Below are 19,929 nucleotides of genomic sequence, written 5' to 3'. Positions count from 1 at the left end.
CACAAAACATGTTCGTCGCCGTTGGCATCACGTTATTTTACATCATCTTCGTCTGGCTTATTTTCTTCAAGCTGGAACTGCTGAAATTCAACATCGCCTGGGGCATCGTATCCTTTTGGGTTGGCGCGCACCTGTTGCTGATTTTTCTGGTCGCATTGCGGTTCTTTCAACCCTTCTCGGCCGACAGCCACGTGGTGCGTTCGACCATACAGATCATTCCCAAACTGACACAGCCGACGATCCTGACCGAAGTTCTTGTGGAACCGAACACACCGGTCACCAAGGGTGATCCGCTCTATCGCTTTGACGACACCGTATTTTCACTGGCGGTAGACAATGCGCAAGCGCAATTGGTCGCCGCTGAACAGAATTCCAAGATTCTGGAACAGGATGTGATCGCGTCGACCGAAGCTGTTGAACGCGCAAACGCGCAGCTGGCCTATGCGCAGACTCAGCAAGCCCGGTACGAAACTCTTGTGCCCGCCGGTGGAGCGCGGCAAGACGAACTGGACCGCTGGAACGAGCAGGTGACCGAAGACCTTGCTGCCGTAAAACAGGCCGAAGCAAACCTGGAAAAGGCGCAACTGGCCGTAGAGTCCCAGATAGACGGCGTGAACACCGGTATTCTCCAGGCAAGGGCGCAGTTGGCCGAAGCTGAGTATTTTCTTGAAAACACAACGATCTACGCGCCTGAAAACGGCATGATCGTATCGCAACAAGCCCGCCCCGGTCTGGTCGTCGGCGATGTTCGACTGGGCGCGATAGCCAGTTTCGTGACCGAGGACAGCCCCTATATTCTTGCGACCTTTCGCCAGCAGAACCTGAAATTCGTGGAACCGGGGCAAGAGGTCGAAGTGGCGCTGGATCTTTACCCGGGCGAAATCCTGACGGGCAAGGTCGAGGCGATCTGGTGGGCCACGCGCCAAGGGCAACTGATCCCTTCAGGCCGACTGCCCGGCTTTGAACTGCCGAAACTTCCCGGTCGAATTGCCGTGCAGATCACCGTCGATATCCCGGAAGGGCACACTTTCCCGGCCGGCGGCCACGCCGCAGTGGCGATCTACACCGGCATGGGCAAAAGTTTTGAGTTCCTGAGACGCATCAACATCCGTCTCTATTCCTTCGCCAACTTCATTCGACCGCTGGATATCTGAGGATGCGCGCCATGACACTCCGCCGGTTGATGGGAACTGCACTTTGCGCCGCCACTTTCGCGGCCTGCACGCCCGTGGGGCCCGATTTCGTGCGCCCGAACTCTCCGGTCGTCAAGCAATGGATCGAGGTAAACAGCCCCAGCGCCGGCCAAAGCGGCCTGACATCGCGCAGCGCACCCGTGGTCAAATGGTGGGAGACATTCAATGACCCGACCCTCAACCGGCTGATTGCCGAAGCTTATGCCCAGAACCTGACGCTTCAGGTCGCGGGGGCACGGGTGCTGCAAGCGCGGGCACAGCTGGGGATCGCTTTCGGCGAATTGTACCCGCAATCCCAGGCCATAGGCGCGTCTTTGCAGCGGCGGCAAATCAGCGACAATCTTGGGCCTGTTGCCGATATCAACCGGATCATCCCCTTGGATACCGAGTTCTCGACGTCTCAGGTTGGGTTCGACGCCCAATGGGAGCTGGATGTCTGGGGCGCACAACGGCGCGGTGTGCAGGCGGCGCGTTCGAATCTGGCTTTGCAGGTCGCAAACTATGATGACGCATTGGTGACACTGACCGGCGACGTGGCCGCGCTCTATGTCAATATCCGCGCGTTGCAGGAATCGTTGGCAGTCGCTCGGGAAAACATCAAATTGCAGCAGGAATCGGCGGACCTGACCCAGCTGCGGTTCAACAACGGGGTCACGACCGAACTGGACGTTCAGGAATCCACTGCCCTGCTCAACAATACCAAGGCCTTGGTGCCCGAGTTGGAAAGCGACCTGCAACAGACCAAGAATGCGCTGGCCGTGCTGCTGGGGGCCACGCCGTCCCGGATGACCAACCTGCTGGGAATTTCCGGCCGTATCCCGTCAGCGCGAACAAATGTGGCCGTTGGGGTGCCAGCAGAATTGCTGCGCCGCCGCCCGGATGTCCGCGCGGCGGAACTGGCCGCTGCGACTCAATCGGCGCAGGTGGGTATCGCGATGGCTGACCTGTATCCTCAGTTCGTGCTGTCGGGCGCGATCGGTTTGCAGGCATCGGGCGGGCGCGATCTGTTCAGTGGCAACAGCACCACCGGTCTGGCCAGTGCCGGCGTGGTCTGGAACGTGCTCAACTATGGCCGCATCAAAAACAATGTCCGTGCGCAGGATGCGGCATATCAAGCGCTGATTGCCAATTATCAGAATACCGTTCTGACCGCGTATTCCGAGGTGGAAAGCGCGATGGTCGCTTATGCGCAAACGCGAAAACAGGTTGGGTTCTATCAGAAAAGCGTCGAAGCTTCGCGCAAGGCTGCAGATATCGCCGTAAGCCAGTACAGGGATGGAATCGCCAGCTATTCTCGCATTCTGAACACGCAGACCGCGCTTTTGCGGTCGCAGGCAAACCTGATCGAAGCGCGACAGCAGGTGTCCAGCAATCTGGTTGCCGTTTACAAGGGTCTGGGCGGCGGATGGCAGATCCGGCAAAACCAGGAATTCCTGCCTGAAACCGTGCTGGCGGAAATGGCCTATCGCACCGATTGGGGCGATCTGCTTGAAAAAACCCCGACCCGGGCCAGCCTGAACTAGGCGCTACTTGGTCAACCCGCGCAGCCCACCCGAGATCAAAATATTGACCTCGTAAAGGATGCGGGGCGCAGCCAGCCCGCCGGGGCTGGCCAGATAGTTGGGGCTCCATTCCGGATCGAATTTCTGTTTGAAGGCGCGCAAACCTTCAAAATGATAGAACTGCTCGCCATGCTCATAGACAAAGCCGCCGATGCGGTTCCAAAGCGATGCAAGCTGACGGTTTTCGATGCCTGAGAACGGCGCCGCACCCAATGAGAACCAGTGGAACCCCTGCTGCGATCCCCAGTTCATCATCTCGGCAAAAAGAGCATCCATGACAAAGCTCGGGCTGTCAGGTTCATAGCGCATCAGATCCAGCGACAGCTCGGATTTTTTGCCGCCCTGAAACAGGTTGGCGAAGGCCATGATCTTGCCTGTTTTACCGTCACGCAGAACCGCATGATCGAAATATGACAGGTACTGATCGTCAAAGCCCCCCAACGCAAAGCCCTTTTCGGTACCCGCCTTTTGCGCCAGCCAATGGTCTGAAATCGCGCGCAGTTCCGGCAAAACCGGGGCCAGGTCTTCTTTCGGGATGATCTCGAATACATAGCCCTCCCGCTCGGCCCGGTTTCTGGCCTGTCTGAACCGCTTGCGTGACTTTCCGTCCAGCGAGAAATCCCTGAGCGGAACCCGCGCGACCTCACCAATCTTCAGGATCGACAGGCCCAGATCCAGAAATGTCGGCAGGTATTTGGTTGAAACACTGTAGAAGGCACACAGTTTTCCTTCTCGGTCCGCCATTTCCCTGAGTTGCCAGATCAACTGCCGCCCCGCCGTTTCATCGCCAACCGGCTCTCCCTTCGAGATCAGAGCGTTGCCCGTGTCTGCATACGCAATGAATGCGGTCTGATCCGGTGAGATGAGGAACTGCTTGTCACCGGTAAGCGAGATTTGGGATTCGGTATCTTCGCACTCCATCACAAGCCGTTCAACGACCTCTGGGATTTCCGTGCGCACAGGCGTCGGAATCTCTCGCCCGAACAGAGAGTTCACGGCCACAATACCCACGATCACCGCCACGATGAGGCTGGAGCGCAAAAAGCGCGAAGCGTCACCGTTCCAGGCAAATTCCCACCACAAGGCGTTCTGGTACTCGACATGGGAATAGGCGAACAATCCGATCCAGAATATCACCGCCAGCAGCGCCACGACACTGACCAACCAAGGAATGTTCAGCCTGAAGATCGACGCGCCACTGACCCGATAAAACGCCCCGCGGAACATCGCCAGGAGGCCAATCGTGCCCAGCATCGACAGCGCTTCGTGAGTGTCCAGCCCTTTTGCCAGCGAAGCAAAGAACCCGGCCACCATCAACAGCATTGCCACCACCCATGCGCGGTACAGCTTTCGAAACAAACCGCGGGACACCAGCAAAAGCAGCACGCCGACAGCACTGCCGGCAAGGTGCGATGCCTCGACAAACGACAACGGCAAGACCTCTCTCAGAACACCAAGGTTCTGCGTGCCCGCTGGCAATGCACCGGATATCAGCAGGACCACCCCTGCCACGGCCGCAACCCCGGCTGCCACCATGGGAACAATGGGACGGATGACCCGATAGACCCATGTCGCGGCGCCACCGATCCTGTGCCTTTGCGTCAGTGCGGACGCGATCGCAATGGACACGCTGGCGATGCCGAACGGCAAGAAGGTGTAAACGACGCGATACAGCAACAAGGCTGCGATTACATCCGAACGTCCCGACGCCCCAAGCCCCGCGATCAGCGTGGCTTCGAATACCCCAAGCCCGCCCGGTGCGTGGCTGAGAATTCCAACGGCGATGGCGGCGATGTAGATCGTGAAGAAATAGGGATAGCCAACGCCCAGATCGTCCGGCATCAGGACATAGAGCGCCATGGACGCGCCAACCAGATCTCCGATGGCGGCCAGTGTCAGAAGGCTGGCCAGTTTGCCACCCGGCAAGTCAAACCCGATACCGGCGACGGCCAACCGCCTGCCGCCGCTGGACAACCATATGAACATCGCAACCAATGCCCCCAACAGGCACAGCCCGATGACGGTTTCCACCGTTTCGCTGACAGGTATCACTTTCGAGATCCCATCCGGATGCACGGTCAGCAACACACCCAGAACCAGAACAAGCCCCATCCAGAACGCGACCCAGGATGTCGCGATAACCCCGGCCACCCGCCCCAGATCCAATCCCAGCGACGCATATATCCGATACCGGATCGCAGTTCCGGTAATGTAGGAAAAACCCAGACAGTTCGAAACGGCATAGCCGCTGGCCCCTGCCATTCCGGCAACAGGCAATGGCACTTTGCCGCCCGCCACACTTTGCACGGCAAACACATCATAGAGCGACAGCGACAGGAAACTGAACGCGGTCCAGCACAAGGCGAAAAACATCAGTTTCCACGACGTCGTTGCGATATCGGTCTGGACATCTGACCATTTCACATGCGCCGACAAATCATGCAGAACCGTCAGCGCGATCCCGGTCACGAGAACCGGTATCGCAATCCGCAGCCAGGGTTTTTCCAACATGGCCGTAAGCTTTTCGGCCCAGTGTACGGCCAGAGGTTCACCGTCACTTTCCGCATTGGTCATGCTGCACGTCCCCGCCAGTTTCTGATCGCAGATACCACGCGCGGCTCACCCGCCCGTCGACGATTCAGACATCATCTGCCAACGGACTCTGGCACATTTTGGTTTTATCTCAAAGCGCTAGAGCCGCCCCTTGCGTGTTGACAGCAAAAGGTTCGTTTCCGAACGCGTCACGCCGTCGATCCTTCGTATCTGAAACAGAACCTCATCCAGTTCAGCCAGGGTTTCCGTACTGATCTCGGCGATCAGATCCCAACTGCCATTTGTCGAATGAACTGCCGTCACCTGACGCATGGCACCGATCCGGGCCATGACGCGTTCAGTCCCGCGGCCCTCAATCTCGAGCATCATCAACCCGCGCACCGGGCTTTGCGCCAGATCGCGACGCGTCAGGACGGTGAAGCCGACGATTTCACCGGACTGTTTCAGCCGCTGCAACCTGCTGCGGACCGTGGTGCGGGTCACGCCCAGTGTTTCCGACAGCTCTGACAGGCTTGCCCGTGCATCCCGTTGCAACGCATTGAGCAGCCGATTGTCCAATTCGTCCATGGCATCTTCTCATAAAGGATTTTCCGAGACCATTTTGAGCATTTTGCCGACTTCACGCAAGACAGTCCGACGGCCTAAATGAACACATGGAAATCAAGGATATCATACTGGTCGGCGCCCCAATGGACGCCGGGAAGCGTCGTCAGGGATGCCGGATGGGACCTGATGCGTATCGCGTGGCAGGGTTGGATCAAGCGCTGTCTGATCTTGGTCACACCGTTCACGATTGGGGCGACGTGCAGGCCGAAAACGTCGACATTCCCCAACACCCGCACCTGTTCGCCCTGCCCGAATGCGTGGGGTGGACGCGCGCTCTCAGCAAAGCTGCGCAAGACGCGGCGGGTCAGGGCATTCCGATTTTCATGGGGGGTGATCACGCCCTGTCCATGGGTACGGTGGCCGGGATGGCCGCCCATGCTGCTCGGATCGACCGCCCTCTTTTTGTGCTGTGGCTTGACGCCCACAGCGACTTTCACACTCCGGACAGTACCGGCAGCGGCAACCTGCATGGAACGCCGGTGGCATATTTCACCGGCAGACCCGGATTCGAGGATTTCCCCCCTTTGCCCGCCGTCATACCGACGGATCGCGTCGGCATGATCGGATTACGTTCTGTCGACCCGGCGGAACGGGCGGCGCTGGAGCAAGACCGCGCCATGCTGGCGGATATGCGCAGCATCGATGAAAACGGTATCAAAGCCCCCCTTTTGGCCTTTCTTGATCGCGTGAAAGCGGAAAACGCTCTGCTACATGTATCTTTGGATGTCGATTTCCTCGACCCGGCAGTGGCGCCCGCAGTCGGCACGACCGTGCCCGGCGGTGCAACCGAGCGCGAAGCCCACCTGGTAATGGAACTGCTGCATGAAAGCGGACTTGTCTGCTCGCTGGACCTGGTCGAATTGAACCCGTTTCTGGATGACCGGGGCCGAACCGCAAAACTGATGGTCGATCTGGCCGCCTCGTTGATGGGTCGCCGTATCTTCGACCGTCCCACCCGGAGTTTCTGATGCTGTCTCTTCAAGCGCCATCTGCCGCCGTCATGATCCGGCCGCACGCTTTTGCGTCGAACCCGGAAACACGCGATGACAATGCCTTTCAAACGCTGAGCACCGCATCCGCCGAGGCCACGTCGGAAGCGGCCAGGGATGAACATGATCGGGCGGTGCAGCACTTGCGCGACGCCGGAGTCACTGTTCATGTGTTTGACGATTTCGGCGACCTCAACACACCTGACAGCGTTTTTCCGAACAACTGGTTCTCGACGCATCCCGGCGGCCATGTGGCGATCTACCCGATGTTCGTGCCATCGCGCAGACGCGAACGCCGGACCGATGTAATCGAACTGCTCAAACAGGAATACCGTGTGCAGGATGTCATCGACTATTCCGGGCTGGAACAAGACAACCTGGCCCTGGAAGGGACCGGCGCGATGGTGTTGGATCATGTGGCCCGTATCGCCTACACGGTGACGTCCAATCGCGCCGATCCGGTCCTGTTGGAACGGTTCTGCACACATTTCAACTATGAACCAATCGCCTTCGAAGCCCGCGATGCCAAGGGCCGGGACGTTTATCACACCAACGTTTTGATGGGTATCGGCACGCATTACGCCCTGATTTGCCTCGACATGATTTCGGACCCGGCCCGCCGCATGACCGTTCGCAATCGGCTGGAAGAATCCGGTCGAACGGTCATTGACCTGACGCATGACCAGATCGCCGAGTTCGCAGGTAACGCCATTGAACTGACCGGACGGGATGGGTTGGTTCTGGCCCTGTCCAGCAGGGCACTTGCCGCCCTCACACCAGACCAAATCGCAACAATCCAGGACAGTGCAACACCGTTGCCGCTGTCCGTTCCAACAATTGAAACCGCCGGTGGGTCCGTGCGCTGCATGATTGCAGGCGTTCACCTTGCCCGCCGATAGGAGAGCACCATGCAACCTTCAGACAAGGCCCTGGTACCATTCGTTTCCGTCGACAACATGATGCGACTGGTACACCACATTGGCGTCGAACAGATGATCACGCAGATTGCCGCTCAGATCGAGGCCGATTTCAAACGATGGGAAAGCTTCGACAAGACACCTCGCATTCCGGCGCATTCTCCTCATGGCGTAATTGAGTTGATGCCAACTTCGGATGGTGAGGCGTACGGGTTCAAATACGTAAACGGCCATCCCAAGAACACCTCCGAGGGGCTGCAAACCGTTACCGCATTCGGTCTGTTGGCGGATGTCTACACCGGATATCCGACGCTGTTGACCGAAATGACGATGCTGACCGCGCTGCGCACGGCTGCGACTTCGGCATTGGTCGGGCGCTATCTGGCCCCGAAAAATGCCAGGACAATGGCCATGATCGGCAATGGCGCACAGTCCGAATTCCAGTGCCTCGCCTTCAAGGCAATGTGCGGAATCGACACCGTTCGGCTTTATGACATCGATCCGAATGCCACGTCGAAATGCGCTGCGAACTTACAGGGCAAGGGCCTGACAGTCATCCCTTGCAAGACGCCGGAAGACGCCATCGAAGGTGCCCAGATCATCACCACCTGCACGGCAGACAAGAAATACGCAACGATCCTGACCGACAACATGGTCGGGCCCGGCGTGCACATCAACGCCATCGGAGGCGATTGCCCCGGCAAGACCGAGTTGCATCGCGACATCCTGTTGCGTTCGGACATCTTCGTCGAGTACCCTGAACAAACCCGGATCGAAGGCGAAATTCAGGCGCTGGACGCGGATCACCCTGTGACCGAGATGTGGCAGGTCATCACCGGCGCCGCCAAGGGGCGCATCGATGAGCGGCAGATCACTTTGTTCGACAGTGTAGGCTTTGCCATCGAGGATTTCTCGGCCCTGCGCTTTGTGAAACAGGCGATTGAAGGCACAACCTTCTTTGAACCTCTGGACATGTTGGCCGACCCGGACGATCCGCGCGATTTGTTCGGAATGTTGATGCGAGCTGGATAGCGCGCGATCTTGGGGGCTCTGCCCCCGCCGCGCTGCGCGCGCCTCCCCCGGGATATTTTTAGCCAGATGAATCAAGGGATCCAAACTTCATCTGGCCACAAATATCCCGGAGCGCGAGGCAGAGCCTCGCTTCCGAGCTATCCCGCAAGCGATGGCAGGTAGAGGACAATACCCGGGAATGCCACAAGCATTGCGATGGTCAGGGCGTCAGCAATGAAAAAGGGTGTGACGCCTTTGAACACATCTTGAACGCTCAGGTCCGGGCGCACACCGGCAACGACAAAGCAGTTCAGCCCGATGGGCGGTGTAATCAGGCAAAACTCGGCCATCTTGACCACCAGAATGCCAAACCAGATCGCACACATCGGGCCGGACATTCCAAAAGCGCTGTCGGCGGCACTGACGGTCTCACCACCATTCAAGGCCATTACCGCCGGATAGACGACGGGCAAAGTCAAAAGCAGCATCCCGATCGCGTCCATGAACATGCCCAACACCGCATATGCCAGTAGAATGCAGATCAGGATCATCATGGGCGACATTTCGAGCCCCGTAATCCAATCCGAGAAGGCACCCGGAAGGTCGGCGAACCCAAGAAAGCGGACATAGATCAGAACGCCCCAGATGATCGAAAAGATCATCGCCGTCAGTTTGGCGGTTTCCAAAAGCGCAGATTTGAACTCGGCCCAGCGCATTCCGTGGAACAAGGCGAAACAGAATACGATGAAGGCGCCAATGGCACCGCCTTCCGTCGGAGTGCCCCATGCTTTTTCACCAAACGGATTGTAGACAAAGCAAATGATGATCAGGATGACGGCGACAATCGGAATGGCACCGGGAAGTGCTGCAAAGCGCTGTTTCCAGGAAAACCCCGTGACCGGCGGGCCAACGGATTTGAAGATCACTGCAATCCCAATGATCAGAAGGCCGTACACGATTGCGGAAAACGCACCCGGAATGAAACCCGCCAACAGCAGTTTCCCGACATCCTGCTCGACGATGATCGCGTAGATCACCAGAATGGCCGAAGGCGGGATCAGGGAGGCCAGCGTCCCGCCCGCGGCAACCACACCTGCTGCAAAGCGTTTGTTATAGCCCACCTTCAGCATTTCCGGAATCGCGATACGGGCGAAGACGGCGGACGTCGCAACCGAAGCTCCGGACACCGCAGCGAAGCCGGCCGTGGCGAAAACGGTCGAAACCGCCAACCCGCCGGGCACCCATGCGACCCAGCGTTTTGCGGCCTCGAACAAAGCGCGGGTAAGTCCCGCGTAATATGCCAGATACCCGATCAGGATGAAGGTCGGAATCAGGCTGAGAGTGTGGGACGCGACCTTGGAATGTGGCACCTGCCCCGCGGTCTTGACCGCCACTGTCAGCGCCTTGCCAAACCGTTCCGGATCGTAACCGAACTTGGCCCAGAAAATCCAAACCAGTCCGACAAGCCCTGCCAAACCGGCTGCAAAGGCAACCCGCATGCCCGCCACGACGAGGACCAGAAGGCCGCCAGTGACCCAGAGGCCAATATCAATCGTGTCCATCTATCAGTCCTGCCCTTCGAACTGTTCAGCCTCGGCCGCCGCCTGCGCCGCTGCATCCTGTATCAACGGAACGGCCGCCGGAGCGTCCAGCCCCAGCCAGAACGCCCGACCATACCCCCAGACTTGCAGCGCAAGGCGCAGGCAGAGAACGGAAAATGCAACGGGTGCCAGCAGCTTGGCCGGCCACAAGGGTATACCGATGTCGATCGAACTGTCCCGGCTCCACATTGGGGCGCTAAAATCAAAGGACCGGTCGAAATGAGACCAACTGCCCCAAACCAAAGCCAGCATCAGGATCAGGATCAGAACCACCGACAGCAGTTCGAACAGCCACAAAGCCCGACCGTGCAAGCGGGATATGACGATATCCATCCGGATATGCCCCCCGTCACGCTGAACATATGAAATGCCCAGAAAAGCGATGAGAGGCATCGCCTGTTCGATCCAGTCCACATAGCCCGGTAAAGGAGCATTCAGCGCATTTCGACCACTGACCGACACAACGGCCAATACCATCAGTGAAAAAACCGCCAATCCGCTGATCAGTGCCAGAAACCGTTCGAGCACGAGCAAACGCTGATCCAACTGGCTCAGACGGCTGCCGTCTACCAGAACCGTGGCTTGTCCTGCCATTCCGGTGTTTCCTTGTTGTTTGTTGCCGGGCGCCTTGAAAGCACCCGGCCTTGTGGATCAGTTGCCGCCGCGCTGTTGCTTCAGCGTCGTCTGGACAAGATCGTAAAGGTCCTGCGCCGGCAGGCCCTGTGCGGTCATGTCCGCAATCCATTTTTCACGGATCGGGTCAGCGGCCTTTGTGCGGAACTCTTCAATTACCGCTTCGTCGATCATGACCTTCTGGACACCCTTTTCTTCCAGGACGCTGTCCCATTGTTCGAGCAAGCCGCCGTAATTCGCCAGGTAGTGATCGATCGCCTCGTCAATCGAGCTGTCCAGAGCCTCACGATGTTCGGCTGGCAGGGCCTCGTAGGCATCGATGTTGACGACAACCGGGCAGTTCACCGTTCCTGGATTCAGGTTCGCGGTCCACCAGTCCGCTTCGTTGATCGTTCCGAATGACAGGTGCGCGTGCTGGGCAAAGGCCACGGTGTCGACGACGCCCGATTCCATCGCATTGAAGGCTTCGGTCGCCGGAACCGATGTCGGCACCCCTCCGACCGCCTCGAAGGCCTGGCCAAGGCCGCCGGTCGCCCGGACCCGCATTCCGTCAAATTCAGCCAGTTCATCCCGCGGCTCGCCCGTGCCGACAAGGTTATACTGCGGCATTGGCGAGGTCATGATGATGCGGGCGTTCCATTGCGCCATCTCTTCCTTGACCGCCGGATGGTCGTATACCGCATGGCTTACCGCAACTTCTTCCTGCAGGTTATTCACACCTAGGAACGGCAGTTCCAAAACGGTGATCGCCCGGTTCTTGTCGCGGTGATAGCCAGCACAGAACTGAGCCATCTCAAAGGCGCCGATTTCGATCCCGTCCAGGTTTTCCCTGGGTTTGGACAACCCGCCATAGCTGACATTGATGGTGAATTCGCCACCGGTTTTTTCGCTGACCAGTTCGGCCAGCTTTTCAACATGTTCCGTAAAGGCGCGGCGCTTGCCCCAGACGGATGCGTTCCATTCTGTCGCCGCGGCTTCGGTCACAAAAGCAACGCCAAGGGCGGCGACTGCGGCACCGCTCAACATCTTTTTCATAGTATCGTCTCCCATAGGTGCGCCCCCTACCGAGGCGCTTGCCGATCAAGCTAGCGCCAACATTCGATTGTGCCAACCCTAACCGGGATTTGCGTATTTTGCAGAATAAGCCCCAGAAACGACCCAAGACGACAGAAGCCTTGAGGTCACCTGTCGTTGCAACCACAATTGACACACAGCGCCCTCAATTCTCGTTACTTTTAAGCGGCTGTTTTTGTTCTATTTTAGTGATTCTTTTGCCGATTTTTTTACAGATTTGGCCATATTGTTGAAATTTCTTTACAAAGAAATCCAAGGATTACACCAATTTATTTATTTATTTTCAGAACGCGGTAATATTCAAACTTGGGGAGGAACAGGATCGACATTGCCTGAATGACAGGCAAAAAATCCACAAGCAATCCAGTCCAGAGGGAGGAGCCTCAAAGATGACCACCGCTGCCCAGGCAGATGCCAAGACTTATCCGCCATCCGCAGAAACTGTCGCTCGTGCGCATGTCGATGCGGCAAAGTATGCTGACATGTACGCAGCCTCAATCAGCGACCCCGACGCGTTCTGGGGCGAGCAAGGCAAGCGCATCGACTGGATCAAGCCCTTCACCCAGGTCAAGGACGTCAGTTACGAGTTTGGCTCGGTCAAGATCAACTGGTATGCCGATGGCACGTTGAATGTGTCGGCCAACTGCCTGGATCGTCATCTGAAAACCCGCGGCGACCAGACCGCGATCATCTGGGAGCCGGATGATCCGAATGACCCGGCCCAGCATATCTCTTACGCAGAATTGCACCGCCGCACCTGCCGGATGGCCAACATTCTGGAATCCCTTGGCGTGCGCAAGGGCGATCGCGTGGTCATCTATCTGCCGATGATCCCCGAAGCCGCTTATGCCATGCTGGCCTGTGCGCGGATCGGCGCGATTCACTCCATCGTTTTCGCGGGCTTCTCGCCCGACGCTCTGGCCGCGCGCATCAACGGGTGCGACGCCAAGGTTGTGATCACTGCGGATGAAGCGCCGCGTGGCGGCCGCAAAACGCCGCTGAAATCCAACGCAGACGCCGCCCTGCTGCACTGCAAGGACACAGTGAAATGCCTTGTGGTCAAGCGCACCGGTGGTCAGACCACCTGGATCGACGGTCGCGACTTTGACTACAACGAGATGGCGCTCGAGGCTGACGACTATTGCGCCCCAGCCGAAATGAACGCCGAAGATCCTTTGTTCATTCTTTACACGTCCGGTTCGACCGGTCAGCCCAAGGGCGTTGTGCACACCACGGGGGGGTATCTTGTTTACGCCTCGATGACGCAAGAGATCACATTCGACTATCACGAAGGTGACGTGTACTGGTGCACCGCTGACGTGGGCTGGGTCACCGGGCACAGCTATATCGTCTATGGCCCGCTGGCCAACGGCGCAACCACGCTGATGTTCGAAGGCGTGCCCACTTATCCCGACGCCTCGCGCTTCTGGCAGGTCTGCGAAAAGCACAAGGTCAACCAATTCTACACCGCCCCCACTGCGATCCGCGCTCTGATGGGTCAGGGCAATGAGTTTGTCGAAAAATGCGACCTCAGCGATCTTCGCATTCTGGGCACCGTGGGTGAACCGATCAACCCCGAAGCCTGGACCTGGTACAACGAGGTTGTCGGCAAAGGTAAATGCCCCATCGTCGATACGTGGTGGCAGACCGAAACCGGCGGCCACCTGATGACGCCGCTGCCCGGCGCGCATGCGATGAAACCCGGATCGGCCATGAAACCATTTTTTGGCATCGAACCGGTGGTTCTGGACCCGCAATCCGGTGTCGAAATCGAAGGCAACGGTGTTGAGGGCGTTCTGTGTATCAAAGACAGCTGGCCCGGCCAGATGCGCACCGTCTGGGGCGATCATGAGCGGTTCGAGAAAACCTATTTCTCGGATTACAAAGGCTACTACTTCACAGGTGACGGCTGCCGTCGCGACGAAGATGGCGACTATTGGATCACCGGTCGTGTAGATGACGTGATCAACGTGTCCGGTCACCGCATGGGTACGGCCGAGGTGGAAAGCGCGCTGGTTGCACATGCTGCTGTGGCCGAGGCTGCGGTGGTTGGATACCCTCATGAAATCAAAGGGCAAGGCATCTATTGCTATGTCACGTTGATGAATGATCGCGAGCCTTCGGACGAGTTGATGAAAGAGCTGCGCACATGGGTCCGCACCGAGATCGGCCCAATTGCATCCCCGGATGTGATCCAGTGGGCACCCGGCCTGCCGAAAACGCGCTCGGGCAAGATCATGCGCCGTATCCTGCGCAAGATCGCCGAGAACGATTTCGGATCCTTGGGCGACACTTCGACACTGGCCGATCCGTCGGTGGTCGAAGACCTGATCGAAAACCGTGCGAACAAGTGAGGGTATGATGGACGCTGCCACGATCACCACGCCCGCCGTTCTCATCCTTCTCGGCCCTCCGGGTGCCGGGAAGGGAACTCAGGCCCGGATGCTGGAAGAGAAATTCGGACTTGTACAACTCAGCACCGGTGACCTGCTGCGCGAAGCGGTCGCGGCCGGAACCGAAGCCGGCAAAGCGGCAAAAGCCGTTATGGAAGCCGGCGATCTGGTCAGCGATGAAATCGTCATCGCCATCCTGCGCGACCGCATGGCACAGCCGGATTGCGCCAAAGGCGTCATTCTGGACGGTTTCCCGCGCACGACGGTTCAGGCCGAAGCGCTGGACAGCCTGCTGGCATCGAACAACCAGAAGATCAACGCCGCGATCAGCCTCGAGGTGGAAGACGCGGAGATGGTGACCCGTATTTCGGGCCGCTACACCTGCGCCGGCTGTGGTGAAGGCTACCATGACCAGTTCAAGAAGCCTGCCGAAGAAGGCAAATGCGACAAGTGTGGCCATACCGAATTCAAGCGCCGCGCCGACGACAATGCCGAAACGGTGGCCTCGCGCCTTGCAGCGTACCACGCGCAGACGGCACCACTGATCGCCTACTATGACGGTCAGGGCGTGCTGCAGCGTACAAACGCCATGGGCAGGATCGAAGACATTGCCAATGACCTTGAAGGGATCGTTGGCGAAGTCATGAAATAGGGGGTGGATTTAGGGCCGCAAGGCTCTGATCCCAAACAGAATACTTCAAAAGACCGCTTTGGCGGACTGGAGGAGTTTTGCCTGACGTCACATGGCGTCTGGCGCAAGTGAGAAGCGGTCCGACGCACTGGAGGATGTGGGCATCGGGCCGTCCAACGAGGAAGCGAAGGAGGAACCCGCGATGGCGGATCATTCAACAAACTCCGCGCAGACTGCCGAGTCCGATAAGGGCTATTGGCAGGCCAACCTGCGCCTCATCTACATCAGCCTCGCGATCTGGGCGCTGGTGTCGTTTGGATTCGGCATTCTGCTGCGTCCGTTGCTGTCGGGGATTGCCGTAGGCGGAACCGATCTGGGCTTTTGGTTCGCACAACAGGGATCGATCCTGGTGTTTCTGGTGCTGATCTTCAACTACGCCTGGCGCATGAACAAGCTGGACGCCGAATTCGGCGTGGACGAAGAATAAGGGAGAGCGGGGATTATGGATCAGTTTACCATCAACCTGCTGTTTGTTGGCGCATCATTCGCGCTATACATCGGCATCGCGATCTGGGCCCGCGCGGGTTCCACATCGGAGTTCTACGCCGCCGGTCGCGGCGTTCACCCGGTCACCAACGGTATGGCGACAGCGGCGGACTGGATGTCTGCGGCCTCGTTCATCTCGATGGCGGGCCTAATTGCCTTTACCGGCTATGACAACTCGACCTTCCTGATGGGGTGGACCGGTGGCTATGTGCTGCTGGCACTGCTGCTTGCGCCCTACCTGCGTAAGTTCGGCAAATACACCGTCTCGGAATTCATCGGCGACCGTTTCTACAGCCAGACCGCGCGTGTCGTTGCGGTGATCTGCCTGATCGTTGCGTCGGTGACCTATGTGATCGGTCAGATGACTGGTGTGGGTGTGGCCTTTGGCCGCTTCCTAGAGGTGTCGAACACGTCCGGTCTGCTGATCGGTGCCTGTGTGGTCTTTGCCTACGCGGTGTTTGGCGGGATGAAAGGTGTAACCTACACCCAGGTTGCTCAGTACTGCGTGCTGATTACAGCCTACACCATCCCGGCGATCTTCATCTCGTTGCAGCTGACCGGCACGCCGATCCCTGCCCTGGGTCTGTTTGGTGACACCGCCGGTGGTGAGCCCCTTCTGACCAAGCTGGACGCCATCGTGACCGAGCTGGGTTTCAATGAATACACGGCCCACCACTCGAACACGCTGAACATGGTGCTGTTCACCCTGTCGCTGATGATCGGTACGGCTGGTCTGCCGCACGTCATCATGCGCTTCTTCACCGTGCCGAAAGTCTCTGACGCACGTTGGTCGGCTGGCTGGACTCTGGTCTTCATCGCTCTGCTGTACCTGACCGCCCCTGCGGTTGGCGCAATGGCACGTCTCAACATCACCGACATGATGTGGCCCAATGGCGGCATCGAAGGTGGCGCTGTCTCAGTCGAGGAAATCGACACCGATCCGCGCTATGACTGGATGAAAACCTGGCAGAAAACCGGTCTTCTGGATTGGGAAGACAAGAACGGCGACGGCAAGATCCAGTACTACAACGACAAGTCCGAAGCGATGGCCACCATTGCGGAAGAAAAAGGCTGGGTCGGTAACGAGCTGACCAAGTTCAACCGTGACATCCTGGTTCTGGCCAACCCCGAAATCGCCAACCTGCCGGGTTGGGTGATCGGTCTGGTCGCTGCCGGTGGTCTTGCGGCTGCTCTGTCAACCGCTGCGGGCTTGTTGCTGGCGATCTCGTCAGCGGTGTCCCACGACCTTGTCAAAGGTGCGATCAACCCGCAAATCTCTGAAAAGGGTGAACTGCTGGCTGCGCGTATCGCAATGGCCGTAGCCATCGTTGTTGCAACCTACCTTGGCCTGAACCCACCCGGATTTGCGGCGCAAACCGTGGCCCTGGCCTTTGGTCTGGCGGCGGCCTCGATCTTCCCGGCGCTGATGATGGGGATCTTCTCGACCCGCATCAACAACACCGGCGCGGTTGCGGGTATGCTGGCTGGTCTGGTTGTGACCTTGGTCTACATCTTCCTGCACAAGGGCTGGCTGTTCATTCCGGGCACCAACTCGTTCACTGATGCAGACCCGCTGCTGGGTCCGATCAAGTCGACCTCGTTCGGCGCAATCGGTGCTATGATCAACTTTGCGGTTGCCTACGTTGTTGCAGGCATGACCAAAGAGACCCCGCAGGAGATCAAAGATCTGGTCGAAAGTGTGCGCATTCCCCGTGGTGCGGGCGCAGCTCAGAATAAGTGAGCTTGATGCGGTCGTTGGTTCTTGCCTTCGACCGCGTCTTTCGATCCACTGTTCCCGCCCGGCACACCACTGGGCGGGATTTTTTAACCAGAACACCGGAGACAACACATGCCCCTGTCCCATGATGAAATTGCCCGGTTTCTGAAATCCGTTCACCCCTATGACGTGTTGCCTTCCGACGCCCTGGATCAGATCGTCAAACAGATCGAGGTCTGGGAAGTTGAGGAAGACGCCTCGGTTTATGAGCTGGGTCACAAGTTGCCCGGGGTGTTCTTGATCTACGAAGGACAGGTTGAGATTACCGATGAGAACGGGGCCATCGTCTCTCATCTGGGGCTGCGCAACTCCTTCGGCGAGAGAGGCCTGCTGAAAGACGGCAAAGCCGCCACCAAAGCCCGTGCTCATACGCCGTCGGTCCTGATGGTTCTGCCACCGGATTTGGTGCGCAGTTTGATCGACAACCACGATGTCGTCGCCAAATTCTTCAATCGAACCCGTGGAGGTCGCAGCGGCCCGCAAAGCCTTGCGACCAGTTCGATTGACGTTCTGATGGCGCGCGATCCCGCCACCTGCCCTGCGGACACGACAGTTCAGGAAGCGGCACGGATCATGCGCGACAAACACATCTCGTCGCTATGCGTGACAGATGGAGAGAAGTTGAAAGGTATCGCCACCCTGCGGGACATTTCGGGCAAATATGTTGCGGACGGGTTGCCCGCAACCACACGGATTTCCGAAATCATGACTGCAAATCCCGTGACGCTGTCGCCCAGCGATATCGGCTCGGACGTTCTGCATATCATGATGGAGCGCGGCATTGGCCATATCCCTGTTTCCGAAGGCGGTCGTCTGGTCGGGATCGTGACGCAGACCGATCTGACCCGCTATCAGGCCGTCAACTCGGCCGAGTTGGTTGGTCGGATCGCAAAGGCTGACAGTGCCGAAGAGATGGCGAGGGTGACGGCGGAAATTCCGCAGTTGCTAGTTCAGTTGGTTGCCGGCGGGAACCGACACGAGATTGTCACGCGGCTTATCACCGATATTGCAGACACGGTTACCCGCCGCCTGCTGAAATTGGCCGAATCTGAACTGGGTCCGCCACCTGTACCCTATTTGTGGCTGGCCTGCGGCTCACAGGGACGGCAAGAACAAACCGGCGTATCGGATCAGGACAATTGCCTGATGCTGGACGATAGCGTCACCGACGCCGATATGTCCTATTTCACCAAACTGGCCAAATTCGTCTCTGACGGGCTGGACGTCTGCGGGTACTTCTACTGCCCCGGCGACATGATGGCGACCAATCCGCGCTGGTGTCAGCCGGTTCGTGTCTGGCGCGACTATTTCAAAGGCTGGATTGCTAAGCCAAACCCCGAGGCGCAAATGCTGGCCTCAGTCATGTTCGACCTGCGCCCCATCGGCGGCGCATTTGAGTTGTTTGGCGATCTGCAAGCCGACACTCTGGCAGTGGCCAGGGCAAACTCGATCTTCGTCGCACACATGATTTCGAACTCGCTGAAGCACACGCCCCCCCTGGGCCTGCTGCGCGGTTTCGCGACGATCCGCTCGGGCGAGCATCGCAATACGCTGGATCTGAAACACAACGGAGTTGTGCCCGTCGTCGATCTGGCGCGCATCTACGCACTGCAAGGCGAGCTGACCGAGGCCAACACCCGCGCCCGCCTGAAAGCAGCCGAGGCCAGTGGCGTGCTCAGCCCTTCTGGTGCGCGTGACTTGCTGGACGCCTATGATCTGATCGCTGAAACCCGGCTGGAGCATCAGGTGCGGCTGGTTAAATCCGGAGCGATGCCCGACAACTACCTGCCACCGTCTGAATTGTCGGACTTTGAGCGAAGTCATCTGCGTGATGCTTTCGTGGTGGTAAAAACGATGCAATCGGCAGTTGGCCACGGCAAGGGAATGCTGGGCTGAGATGCGACTGACCAACGGAGAGACCACATGTTTCTGGAACTGATCGGCACGATTTTCGCAGGGGTCGCATGTGCCGGCATCGTTCTTCTGCTGAACAAGCTGACCGGAGGGCGTTTGCCAAAATGGACAACGCCGGTTGCGGCCGGTCTTGGAATGATCGCGATGACCATCACCAGCGAATATTCCTGGTACGATCGCACGCGCGACCAACTGCCGGAAGAGATGACCATCGTGCAAGAGGTCGAAAGCCGCGCGTTTTATCGTCCTTGGACCTACGCGGTGCCGTTCGTTGACCGGTTTGCCGCAATCGACACCGTATCGGTGCGCACAAACGAAAACGTTCCGGAACAACGGCTTGTCGATCTTTACTTCTTTGGCCGCTGGGCTCCGGTTTCGAAACTGCCGGTGGCCGTGAATTGTGCAGAAGGCCGCCGCGCCAACCTGGCGGATGGTGCCGAATTTGCCGAGGACGGGCGTCTGGTGAACGCTGACTGGATTGCAGCCGGAACCAATGACCCCGTCATCGCAGCCACTTGCGGGGTGTGAT

At 58.3% G+C, this 19,929-nt stretch carries 16 protein-coding genes; 11 read left to right on the top strand and 5 right to left on the bottom strand.

Annotation, left to right across the window (positions count from 1 at the left end; all coding sequences use genetic code 11):
• The first annotated feature begins 8 nt into the window (after positions 1-8).
• Positions 9-1,154 carry an HlyD family secretion protein gene (locus GOW60_RS05975; protein ID WP_171228586.1) on the top strand — a complete coding sequence of 382 codons (1,146 nt, stop codon included), beginning with the start codon at positions 9-11 and terminating at the stop codon, positions 1,152-1,154.
• Between the two features lie 11 nt (positions 1,155-1,165).
• Entirely contained in the window at positions 1,166-2,716 is a 1,551-nt protein-coding gene (locus GOW60_RS05970) for an efflux transporter outer membrane subunit (protein ID WP_254443850.1), read from the top strand.
• A gap of 3 nt (positions 2,717-2,719) precedes the next feature.
• Here the strand turns inward: GOW60_RS05970 and mprF are convergent, their stop codons facing one another.
• Together mprF and GOW60_RS05960 are read right to left on the bottom strand one after the other, a co-directional pair.
• On the bottom strand, positions 2,720-5,329 hold the full coding sequence (gene mprF / locus GOW60_RS05965; RefSeq protein ID WP_371813329.1) for a bifunctional lysylphosphatidylglycerol flippase/synthetase MprF: 2,610 nt from the start codon (positions 5,327-5,329) through the stop codon (positions 2,720-2,722).
• Between the two features lie 117 nt (positions 5,330-5,446).
• On the bottom strand, positions 5,447-5,875 hold the full coding sequence (locus GOW60_RS05960; RefSeq protein WP_152457732.1) for an Lrp/AsnC family transcriptional regulator: 429 nt from the start codon (positions 5,873-5,875) through the stop codon (positions 5,447-5,449).
• An 86-nt stretch (positions 5,876-5,961) separates the two neighbouring features.
• Here GOW60_RS05960 and rocF point away from each other — a divergent pair, with 86 nt between their 5' ends.
• From rocF to GOW60_RS05945, 3 genes are read left to right on the top strand one after another with little or no spacing between them, the layout of a single operon-like run.
• On the top strand, positions 5,962-6,882 hold the full coding sequence (gene rocF / locus GOW60_RS05955; RefSeq protein WP_171228584.1) for an arginase: 921 nt from the start codon (positions 5,962-5,964) through the stop codon (positions 6,880-6,882).
• Positions 6,882-7,802: a citrulline utilization hydrolase CtlX gene (ctlX, locus tag GOW60_RS05950; RefSeq protein ID WP_171228583.1), complete on the top strand. Its 921-nt coding sequence runs from the start codon at positions 6,882-6,884 to the stop codon at positions 7,800-7,802. The genes rocF and ctlX overlap by 1 nt, the downstream gene beginning before the upstream one ends.
• Positions 7,803-7,811: 9 nt before the next feature.
• Positions 7,812-8,852, top strand: a complete 1,041-nt coding sequence (locus GOW60_RS05945) for an ornithine cyclodeaminase (RefSeq protein ID WP_171204604.1) — start codon at positions 7,812-7,814, stop codon at positions 8,850-8,852.
• 137 nt (positions 8,853-8,989) lie between these two features.
• Here GOW60_RS05945 and GOW60_RS05940 read toward each other — a convergent pair whose 3' ends face one another.
• From GOW60_RS05940 to GOW60_RS05930, 3 genes are read right to left on the bottom strand one after another with little or no spacing between them, the layout of a single operon-like run.
• Positions 8,990-10,393 (bottom strand): TRAP transporter large permease, encoded by a 1,404-nt coding sequence (locus GOW60_RS05940; protein WP_171228582.1) that lies wholly within the window; start codon positions 10,391-10,393, stop codon positions 8,990-8,992.
• A gap of 3 nt (positions 10,394-10,396) precedes the next feature.
• Positions 10,397-11,026 (bottom strand): TRAP transporter small permease, encoded by a 630-nt coding sequence (locus tag GOW60_RS05935; RefSeq protein WP_171228581.1) that lies wholly within the window; start codon positions 11,024-11,026, stop codon positions 10,397-10,399.
• Positions 11,027-11,083: 57 nt separating this feature from the next.
• Positions 11,084-12,100: a C4-dicarboxylate TRAP transporter substrate-binding protein gene (locus tag GOW60_RS05930; protein WP_171116347.1), complete on the bottom strand. Its 1,017-nt coding sequence runs from the start codon at positions 12,098-12,100 to the stop codon at positions 11,084-11,086.
• Between the two features lie 428 nt (positions 12,101-12,528).
• On the opposite strand from GOW60_RS05930, the gene acs reads away from it, so the two are divergent.
• The 6 genes from acs (at position 12,529) to GOW60_RS05900 (ending at position 19,928) form a co-directional block, all read left to right on the top strand.
• Positions 12,529-14,493 carry an acetate--CoA ligase gene (acs, locus tag GOW60_RS05925; protein ID WP_152457725.1) on the top strand — a complete coding sequence of 655 codons (1,965 nt, stop codon included), beginning with the start codon at positions 12,529-12,531 and terminating at the stop codon, positions 14,491-14,493.
• Positions 14,494-14,500: 7 nt separating this feature from the next.
• Positions 14,501-15,184, top strand: coding sequence for an adenylate kinase (locus GOW60_RS05920; RefSeq protein ID WP_171228580.1), 684 nt, complete (start codon positions 14,501-14,503; stop codon positions 15,182-15,184).
• A 181-nt stretch (positions 15,185-15,365) separates the two neighbouring features.
• Positions 15,366-15,650, top strand: coding sequence for a DUF4212 domain-containing protein (locus GOW60_RS05915; protein ID WP_152459845.1), 285 nt, complete (start codon positions 15,366-15,368; stop codon positions 15,648-15,650).
• A 15-nt stretch (positions 15,651-15,665) separates the two neighbouring features.
• Positions 15,666-17,450: a sodium:solute symporter family protein gene (locus tag GOW60_RS05910; RefSeq protein WP_171228579.1), complete on the top strand. Its 1,785-nt coding sequence runs from the start codon at positions 15,666-15,668 to the stop codon at positions 17,448-17,450.
• A 108-nt stretch (positions 17,451-17,558) separates the two neighbouring features.
• Complete coding sequence (locus GOW60_RS05905; RefSeq protein WP_171228578.1) at positions 17,559-19,382, top strand: DUF294 nucleotidyltransferase-like domain-containing protein; 1,824 nt, start codon at positions 17,559-17,561, stop codon at positions 19,380-19,382.
• Positions 19,383-19,409: 27 nt separating this feature from the next.
• Positions 19,410-19,928, top strand: coding sequence for a hypothetical protein (locus GOW60_RS05900; RefSeq protein WP_152457722.1), 519 nt, complete (start codon positions 19,410-19,412; stop codon positions 19,926-19,928).
• Position 19,929 lies beyond the last annotated feature (1 nt).

This window comes from Ruegeria sp. HKCCA4008, from assembly GCF_013033125.1.
Taxonomy (GTDB): domain Bacteria; phylum Pseudomonadota; class Alphaproteobacteria; order Rhodobacterales; family Rhodobacteraceae; genus Ruegeria.
The sequence above is the reverse complement of the archived record's forward strand: the minus strand, read 5'-3'. Positions and strand labels throughout refer to the sequence as shown.

Coding starts and splice junctions, on each gene's coding strand:
- GOW60_RS05910 (WP_171228579.1), top strand. CDS start 15,666: ATGGATCAGTTTACCATCAACCTGCTGTTTGTTGGCGCATCATTCGCG.
- mprF (WP_371813329.1), bottom strand. CDS start 5,329: ATGACCAATGCGGAAAGTGACGGTGAACCTCTGGCCGTACACTGGGCC.
- GOW60_RS05960 (WP_152457732.1), bottom strand. CDS start 5,875: ATGGACGAATTGGACAATCGGCTGCTCAATGCGTTGCAACGGGATGCA.
- GOW60_RS05930 (WP_171116347.1), bottom strand. CDS start 12,100: ATGAAAAAGATGTTGAGCGGTGCCGCAGTCGCCGCCCTTGGCGTTGCT.
- GOW60_RS05970 (WP_254443850.1), top strand. CDS start 1,166: ATGACACTCCGCCGGTTGATGGGAACTGCACTTTGCGCCGCCACTTTC.
- GOW60_RS05935 (WP_171228581.1), bottom strand. CDS start 11,026: ATGGCAGGACAAGCCACGGTTCTGGTAGACGGCAGCCGTCTGAGCCAG.
- GOW60_RS05945 (WP_171204604.1), top strand. CDS start 7,812: ATGCAACCTTCAGACAAGGCCCTGGTACCATTCGTTTCCGTCGACAAC.
- GOW60_RS05905 (WP_171228578.1), top strand. CDS start 17,559: ATGCCCCTGTCCCATGATGAAATTGCCCGGTTTCTGAAATCCGTTCAC.
- ctlX (WP_171228583.1), top strand. CDS start 6,882: ATGCTGTCTCTTCAAGCGCCATCTGCCGCCGTCATGATCCGGCCGCAC.
- rocF (WP_171228584.1), top strand. CDS start 5,962: ATGGAAATCAAGGATATCATACTGGTCGGCGCCCCAATGGACGCCGGG.
- acs (WP_152457725.1), top strand. CDS start 12,529: ATGACCACCGCTGCCCAGGCAGATGCCAAGACTTATCCGCCATCCGCA.
- GOW60_RS05900 (WP_152457722.1), top strand. CDS start 19,410: ATGTTTCTGGAACTGATCGGCACGATTTTCGCAGGGGTCGCATGTGCC.
- GOW60_RS05915 (WP_152459845.1), top strand. CDS start 15,366: ATGGCGGATCATTCAACAAACTCCGCGCAGACTGCCGAGTCCGATAAG.
- GOW60_RS05975 (WP_171228586.1), top strand. CDS start 9: ATGTTCGTCGCCGTTGGCATCACGTTATTTTACATCATCTTCGTCTGG.
- GOW60_RS05940 (WP_171228582.1), bottom strand. CDS start 10,393: ATGGACACGATTGATATTGGCCTCTGGGTCACTGGCGGCCTTCTGGTC.
- GOW60_RS05920 (WP_171228580.1), top strand. CDS start 14,501: ATGGACGCTGCCACGATCACCACGCCCGCCGTTCTCATCCTTCTCGGC.